At 72.1% G+C, this 7,744-nt stretch carries 4 protein-coding genes; all 4 read right to left on the bottom strand.

The features are described from left to right. Positions 1-2,086, bottom strand: a 2,086-nt coding sequence (locus EJ913_RS28550; protein ID WP_127004367.1) for a hypothetical protein, incomplete at its 3' end; no start/stop codon positions are given. A gap of 101 nt (positions 2,087-2,187) precedes the next feature. Next, positions 2,188-3,543, bottom strand: coding sequence for an HlyD family type I secretion periplasmic adaptor subunit (locus EJ913_RS28545; RefSeq protein ID WP_127004365.1), 1,356 nt, complete (start codon positions 3,541-3,543; stop codon positions 2,188-2,190). Continuing rightward, complete coding sequence (locus EJ913_RS28540) at positions 3,543-5,714, bottom strand: peptidase domain-containing ABC transporter (protein WP_127004363.1); 2,172 nt, start codon at positions 5,712-5,714, stop codon at positions 3,543-3,545. Before EJ913_RS28540 ends, EJ913_RS28545 begins: the two co-directional genes overlap by 1 nt. Next, complete coding sequence (locus EJ913_RS28535) at positions 5,711-7,378, bottom strand: peptidase domain-containing ABC transporter (RefSeq protein WP_127004361.1); 1,668 nt, start codon at positions 7,376-7,378, stop codon at positions 5,711-5,713. Before EJ913_RS28535 ends, EJ913_RS28540 begins: the two co-directional genes overlap by 4 nt. Positions 7,379-7,744 lie beyond the last annotated feature (366 nt).

Below are 7,744 nucleotides of genomic sequence, written 5' to 3'. Positions count from 1 at the left end.
CCGCCGGAACCCCGGCGATCACCACGCTGAGCACCTCGCCCGCCGCCGGGGACACCAGCGCACTGCTGATCGTCAACACGATGGCCTGGTCCTCGCTGCCCGAGGCAGCCGCCACAGTCAGGCTCGGCGCATCCGGAGTGGAGGCGGGGGCGGCCGACACGGTCACGGGCATGTCGAGCGAACGGGTCGACTCGGTGCCGTTGAGGGCGGCCGTCGCGGTCACGGTCAGATTGAAGTCGCCTTGGAAGCCCGTTGCGGGGGTCAGCGTCAGGCCGGCCAGCTGGTCGGTACTCAGAGTCCAGACGCCGTTGCCGTGATCGGTGCCGGCGGACAGGCTGGCGCCCGCCGGAACGCCCGAGATCGTCACGCTCAGCGTCTCCCCGTCGGCGGGGGTGACCAGGGCGGCGCCGACGGTCAGGGGGACTGCTTGGCCTTTGGGCGCGTTGGCGGCGCCGACGGTCAGGGTCGGGGCGTCGGCCACCGGATCGACCGTCAGGCCGAGCGTTCCGGTGGCGGTCGACTGGGCGCCCCCCGAAGCGGTGGTGACCGCCGTGACGCCCAGCGTGATGGTCCCGTGGAAATCGGCGGGCGGAGACAGGGTCAACCCGCTCAATTGACCGGGAGACAGCGTCCAACTGCCGTTGCCGTTGTTCGTGCCGGCCGAGAGTGAAGCCCCCACCGGAACCCCGGTCACGGTCACCGTCGTGGTGTTGCCCGCGCTGTCCGCGGGAACCTGGATCGCGACGGACAGCGGCGCGTCCTCGTCCCCCTGGCCGGGGAGGAGGGTCAGCGTCGGCGTCGGCGGCGCGGTGCCCCCGCCCGAGCTTCCCGTTTCCCCGGAGCCGCCGCTTGAGGAACCGCCATTCGAGGAACCGCCGCCCGTGCCGGGCTGGGTGTCCGTTCCGGTGCCCGGAGTTCCCGTTCCGCTTCCGCCACCGGCGGCGGCCCCCTCGCCCCCACCCTCACCGCCATTGGAGACCGTGCCGTCCGTGACGGTGCCCGCCGAACCGGAAGCGGCGCCCGCGCCACTCCCGCCGGCCGATGCGCCGTCCGTGGTGGCGGTGCCGCCGGTGCTTGGAGACGGGGTGGCCGACGTGCCAGCCGTGTCGGTGGTGGTGGCGTTGGTCGTGGAGGATGGTGACGAAACACCGGTGCCGGTGTCGGTGGTGCCGGAGCCACCGCCAGAACCAGAGCCGCTGCCGGTAGCGGTCGCGGTTCCCGCACCGCTGCCGGACGCCCCCGCCTCCGTGGAGGCCGTATCGATGGTACCGGGTTGCGTCGCCGTCGCGCCTCCGGTCGTCTGCGTTGAGGTGCCCGCGTCATCCGGCGTGGCGGTGGACAGAGTCCTCGCATCGACGGCCGCGCCATCGCTGCTTCCGCCGGTGCCGGACACGGTCATGCCGCCGTCGCCCGACGCGGCGCGGCTGGCGCGCATCAGCTCCGTGGCAACCGCGCTGGTGTCGCTCGACGCGGCCGTGAACGCGGTTTCCTCGGCGGAGCTGGCGCTGGCGCCGTTGCCGTTGCCGCTGCCGCCGCCGGACGAGACCGCAACCAACTCCTCCGACACGCCCGATGGCGGGATGACGGCCGGGGGTGGCGCGAAATCCGCTCCCCCCGCCCCGCCGGCGAAGCCCTGGATGCCGCCCTCCTCGCCCGTCACCAAACCGGTCAGCGGGGCGGAGCCCGACGCCACCTCGGCATCCCCGCCATCCCCGCTCACCGCCATCGTCAGCGAACCGACCGGCAGGTAGGGCAGATCGCCGCCGCCGAAATCCGGGGTGGCGGCGACCGCCCCCTGCGTCGGCGTCTGAGACGCGGTCGGCGCCCCCGTGGCCAGGCTTCCCTGTACGGCGGCGGCCGGGTCGATGCGGCTGCCGCTGTGCAGGTTGGTCAGGGAATCCGGCATCTCGCGGCGCGGTTCGGCCGGAGCCGTGTTGGGCCGCTCCAGCGCGCCGAGCCGTTGCGTCGCCAGCGAATCGGCCGCGGCGCTTTCGCGCGCGGCGGCGGCGGCAGGATCGCGGGCCGGGGCGGCGGAGCTCTGGGTGGTCGAGCCCTGGGCGGCCTTGTCGTTGGTGGTGTCAGCCATGGCGGAGATCCTGTGCGGCGAAGGCGGAATGGGGGGAAGGAGGTGTGCCGTGTCTCGGCATCGATCCGAGTGGGAGCCTCAAACGGGGGATCCCGGGCGGATCAGCGCTCGCGCAGGGCGCCGTCCAGGGTGGTGTAGATGGGCTTGAGCAGGTATTGCAGGACGGTCTTCTCGCCGGTGGCGATGTTGGCCTCGACCGTCATGCCGGGCAGGATCAGGTGCTGGCGGTGGGCGTCGCCCACATGGTTGGCGGCCAGGGTGACGCGGCCCTGGTAGTAGGGGGACTTGTCCTGGTCGAAGAAGGTCGTCGGCGACACCGATTTCAGGATGCCCTCGATCCGGCCGTAGCGGGCGTAGTCGAAGGCCGCGACCTTGACCTGCACCGGCTGCCCCAGCGTGACGAAGCCGATGTCGCGGGTGGAGATGCGGATGTCCGCGACCAGCTCCTCGTCGAGCGGCACGACCTTGGCGACCAGGCCGCCGGGAACGATGACGCCGCCCGCGGTCTTCACCGGCAGCTCCTGAACGATGCCGCGCACCGGCGCGCTGGTGACCAGCCGGTCCACCCGGTCGCCCTGGGCGGCGATCTGCTTGTCCAGCTCGGCCAGCTCGGCGGTGACCGTGCCCATCTTGTCGAGCGCTTCCTGGCGCAGGCGGCCGTCCAGCTCGCGGACCCGCGATTCGGTCTCGGTGATGGTGTCGGTGGTTGTGGCGATGACGCCGTCCAGCCGGTGCAGCTCGCCCTGCGCCGCCGCCAGCTCGCGCTGGGCCTCGATCACCATCAGCTTCGAGTTGTAGCCCTTGCTGGTCAGGTCGTTGCGCATGTTGACCTTCCACTCCAGCAGCGGAAGGCTGCCGGCCATCTGCCCGCGCTGCCGCTTGACCGAGGCCAGCTGCGAGCGCTGCTCGGCGATCTGGTTGCCCAGCACCCGGCGCTGGTTCTCGCGCGCGTCGATCTGCGAGGCCAGCACCCGGCTCTGGTCCTCGACCAGCGAGGCGAAGCCGGCGAACTCGCTGAAATCGGCGATGCGCTCCCCGGCGAAGGCGGACAGCCGCTCGGCCTGGATCGACAGGGCGGCGCGGCGGGCCAGAAGCTGGTCGTGGCCGGACTGGGTCGTCACGCTGTTGAAGCGGACCATGGGCTGACCGGCCTCGACCATCTGGCCCTCGCGGACCAGCAGCTCCTTGACGATGCCGCCCTCCAGATGCTGGATCGCCTGCACCGCGCCGGCCGGCACGATCTCGCCGAAGGCGACGGCGACCTCCTGGACCGGGGTGACCGCCGTCCAGGTGACCGCGCCGACGACGAGCGCGCCGATGATCAGCGCGGTGATCTGGACGAGCGGGCGGACGCCCGGATCCTCGGCCAGCTCCTCGGTGGCGAAATCGGCGGTGGCGAAGCCGAAGCCGGGGATGCTGGCGAGGCGGCGGCGGGTCGGTGCTGCGATGTGGGCCATCAGATCATCCCCTTCGGAATCCGGTCGCGGACCTTGTCGGCGGTGCCGAAATAGCGGGTGGTGCCGTTCTCGATGATCAGCACCTTGTCGGCCATGGCCAGATGGCCCCGGCGGTGGGTGACGAAGAAAACCGTGGAGCGGCCGCGGAACGCCTCGACCGCCGAGGTGAAGGCGAACTCGCCCTCGAAGTCGACGCTCGCCGCCGGCTCGTCGAGCAGCACGATGGGCGCGTCGCGCAGGTAGGTGCGGGCCAGCGACAGCCGGGCCAGCAGACCGGCCGGCAGCGGCACGTTGCGCGAGTCGAAGCGGGTCTCCAGCCCGTTCGGCAGCGCGTCCACCGCCTCCAGCGCCCCGGCGTGGTCGAGCGCGGCGCGCAGGGCCTCGTCGCCGACGCCGGGCGCCACCAGCCGCAGGTTCTCGGCGAGCGTGCCGTCGAAGAACTGCGGCATCTGCGGCACGAAGGCGATGGAGCGGCGCAGCGTCATCGGATCGAACTGGCGGATGTCGCGCCCATCGATGCGGACCGAGCCGCCCTGGGGGGCGTAGAGCCCGGCGACCAGCTTCAGCAGGGTGGACTTGCCGCCGCCGTTGCGGCCGACGATGGCGACCACCTCGCCCGGCTCCACGTCGAAGCCGATGTTGGCGAGGATCGGCTCGGCCTCGCGGCCGTAGCGGAAGGTGACGTGGCTGAAGGTGACCTGCCCGTGGATGTCGAGGCCACGGTCGGTCCGCACCGCCTCGCTGCGCTCGGGCGCCGTCGCCATCAGGGTCTCGACCTGCCGCAGCGAGGCGCGGAGCTGGCCGAAGCGGGTGCTGGCGAGGAAGGCGTTCTGCATCGGCCCCAGCGTCCGCCACACCAGCATCATGGTGCCGATCAGCCCGCCCGTGGTCAGCGTGCCGACCAGCACCAGCTCGATGCCGAAGCCCAGCGTCGCCAGACCGGCGAGCGTCGCCAGCGACTGGCTGAAGGTGGAGACCGTGTTGCTGGACTGGGCGTTGCGGAAGTTGGCCTCGGCCATGCGCCCGGCCAGCGCCTCGTAGCGGGCGCGCCAGACGGGGGCGCCGCCGATGGCGCGGATCGCCGCCATCCGCTCGACGATCTCCAGCAGAAGCTCCTGCCGGCGCGCCCCGGCGGTGGCGGCCGAGGTCACGCGCGACCGCGTCAGGGCGTTGCCGATCAGCGCGGCGACGAAATAGATCAGGCCGGCGGTCAGCGGCACCAGCACCAGCCAACCGGCCAAAACGGCGATGGCGCCCAGGAAGATGACGGCGAAGGGCAGATCCAGGCAGGCCTGGGCCAGCGGGCCGGTCAGCAGGTCGCGCACCCGGTCCAGATCCTTGACGCGCGACACCTGGGCGGCGACGGCGACGCGCTCGGTCATCTGGCTCGGCAGGTGCAGCAGGCGGGCCAGCACCGCGTTGCCGACGATGTAGCCGAGCCGCGCCCCGGCGTGCGCCATGATGCGGCTGCGCAGCCGGCGCATCACCATCTCCAGCGCCAGCGCGCCGACCGCGCCGACGCTGAGCATGATCAGCAGCGTGATCGAGCCGACGGCGACGACCTTGTCGTAGATGGTCATCACGAAGAGCGGGCTGCTGAGCGCCAGCAGATTGGCGAACAGCGTCAGCCCCAGCGCCGCGCCGATCAGCGGCAAAGCCGAGCCGAGCCGGTCGCGCATCCAGGTCTTGCGCTCGCCCACCGGGGCCTGCGGCTCGCTCTCCACCGGCACGACCGTGACCAGGGTGCCGCCGCCCAGCGCCGTCTCCACCGCCGAGAGCGGCGCGTCGGGGCGCAGCAGCACCAGCGTGCCGTTGACGATCTCCAGCACGCCCGGCAGGCCGCTGTCGGGCAGGTAGAGCACCGCGCCGTCGCAGCCCTCCGCGTCCATCACCGAGCGGCGCAGGTCGGCGCCGGAGAAACGGCGGCGGCTCCGCCGGGCGCTGCTGGCGAAGCCGAGGCGGGCGGCGATGTCGCGCAGCTCCGTCACCGGGGGACGGTCCGACGACCAGGGCAGCGCCTCGCCGATCTCGCGGCTGCCGCCGGTCCAGCCCATCCGCTGGAGCAGCAGGATCAGCGTGGCGGTCAGGTCGTGGGCCGCCGTGCCGGTGGGGGCGGAGGCGGCGAGGAAGGCCAGGTCCGGGCTGCTGGCGGGGTCGAGAACGTGGGTCATGCGACGAGCTCCGGCGTGCGGTCGAGGCGCCCTTCCGACAGGCGGTAGATGCGGGTCGCCCGCTTCAGCATCGCCGGGCGGTGCGTGACGAAGATCACCGCGCTGTCCAGCCGCATGCTGTCGAGCAGGGAGACCAGGATGCGGTCGCCCTGGTCGTCGGCGGACGCGTTGGCGTCGTCGAACAGGATCACCTTGGGCTTCTGCACCAGGGCGCGGGCGATGGCGATGCGCTGGGCGAGGCCGCGCGGCAGCGGGTCGGTGGCGCCGTCGCCGATGATGGTGGCGAAGCCCTGCGGCATGGCGTTGATGACCTCGACGATCCCGGCGCGCTCGGCGGCGGCCATCGCGTCCTTCAGCTTCTCGGGCTGGAACAGGGTGAGGTTGTCCATCACCGTGCCGCGGAACAGGGTCTCGCGGTGCGACAGCAGGGCGATGAAGCCGCGCAGCGTCACCGGGTCGTAGACGTCGAGCGGCAGCCCGTCGAGCAGCACGCGCCCGCCGGTCGGGCGGTACAGCCCGGCGACCAGCGACAGCAGGGTGGACTTGCCGCCGCCGGTGGGGCCGACCAGCGCGACGATCTCGCCCTGCTTCACCTCGAGGTCGACGTTGCGCAGCACGGCGCGCTCGCCCCCGAAGCCGAAGCTGAGATCGGTGAGCGACAGGCGGGGCGAGGCGGTGGCGGCGTCGAGGATGCCGGCGGACGGGGCTTCGGTCGGCAGCGCGAAGAGGTCGTTCAGCTTGGCGATGGCCACCTGCGTGGACTGGCGGCGCAGCCACAGGGCCATCAACCCCTGCGCCGGGGCCAGCGAGCGGCCGACCAGCAGCGTGCAGGCCGACAGCCCGCCGATGCTCAAGCCCCCGCCCACCACCAGCAGGCTGCCGAAGGCGACGGTGCCGAGGCTGCTGAGCTGCGCGACGAACTGGCCGGTCTCGGTCAGGTGCTGGGCGCCCAGCTCGGCGGTGCCGTTGACGGCGAGGCGGCGGCCCTGGAGCGCCTCGTAGCGGCGCAGCAGCGGCAGCTCCAGCGCCATCGCCTTGACCGACTGGATGCCCGAGAAGAGACCGATGATGAAGCTCGACCGCTCGTCCTCGGCCTTGGCGACGGCGGTCTGGACGGCCTGCGCCTCGCGCCCGGCCCACACCGTGACCACCGCCATCGCCGCCAGCCCGACCAGCGGAACCGCGACCAGCCAGCCGGCGAAATAGGCGATCAGCGCCAGCGAGACCGCCGCGAAGGGGATGTCGTAGAGCGCCAGCAGCGACTGCCCCGAGGCGTGGTCGCGCAGGGTGGCGATGGCGCCGATCCGCTCCAGATGGGTGCCGGCCGGCTGCGCCTCGAAGGCGCTGAGGTCGCTGGCGAACAAGTGGGCCACCGCCCGTCGGTTCATCGTCCGCTCGAAGCGCGTGGCCAGCCGGCCCAGGATGTGGGCGCGAGCGACGCGCAGGATGGCTTCGGCCAGCAGGGCCAGCGTCACCCCGACCACCATGATGACAGCGGTGTGCTGCGAATGGTTGGGGATGATGCGGTCGTACACCTGCAGCACCGCCACCGGCATCGCCAGGGCGGCGACGCTGATGACGGCGGACATGGCGATCACCTGCGCGTGGAGCGCGACGGTGTGCCCGCGATAGCCTGGAACGGGGTGCTGTCCGGTCTTCGGCATGGCTGTCCTGCTTCGAGCGGCGGTGGGCCTGCGCGAGGCAAGCCGGTGGTGTCGACGCCCGGCAGTGGCCGGGCGCGGCAAGGGGACGCGCGGTTTTGTGGAAGGCGGCGCCCGATCCGCCACGATCGTTTCGGCGGGACGGGCTTTCGTTGGCGGACGCGGACGACGTGTTTCGTTTCGTCCCTCATGAATAACTCTTTCAACCCTCGGCCGTCCTGCCGGCCAGCGGATAGTGGTGCTGGGAAAATGGATAGGTTAGGGAGGGGGCCACCCCTTCCGGTTAGCCCGGACGCGCGGGAAAAAGGACTTCAAACCCTTTTTCCCTTTGTGGACAAAGGCGTAGACTTGACCGCCCGGCCGGTCGCC

It is taken from the genome of Azospirillum doebereinerae (genome assembly GCF_003989665.1).
Taxonomy (GTDB): domain Bacteria; phylum Pseudomonadota; class Alphaproteobacteria; order Azospirillales; family Azospirillaceae; genus Azospirillum; species Azospirillum doebereinerae.
This window is presented reverse-complemented; position numbering and strand designations above follow the sequence as displayed.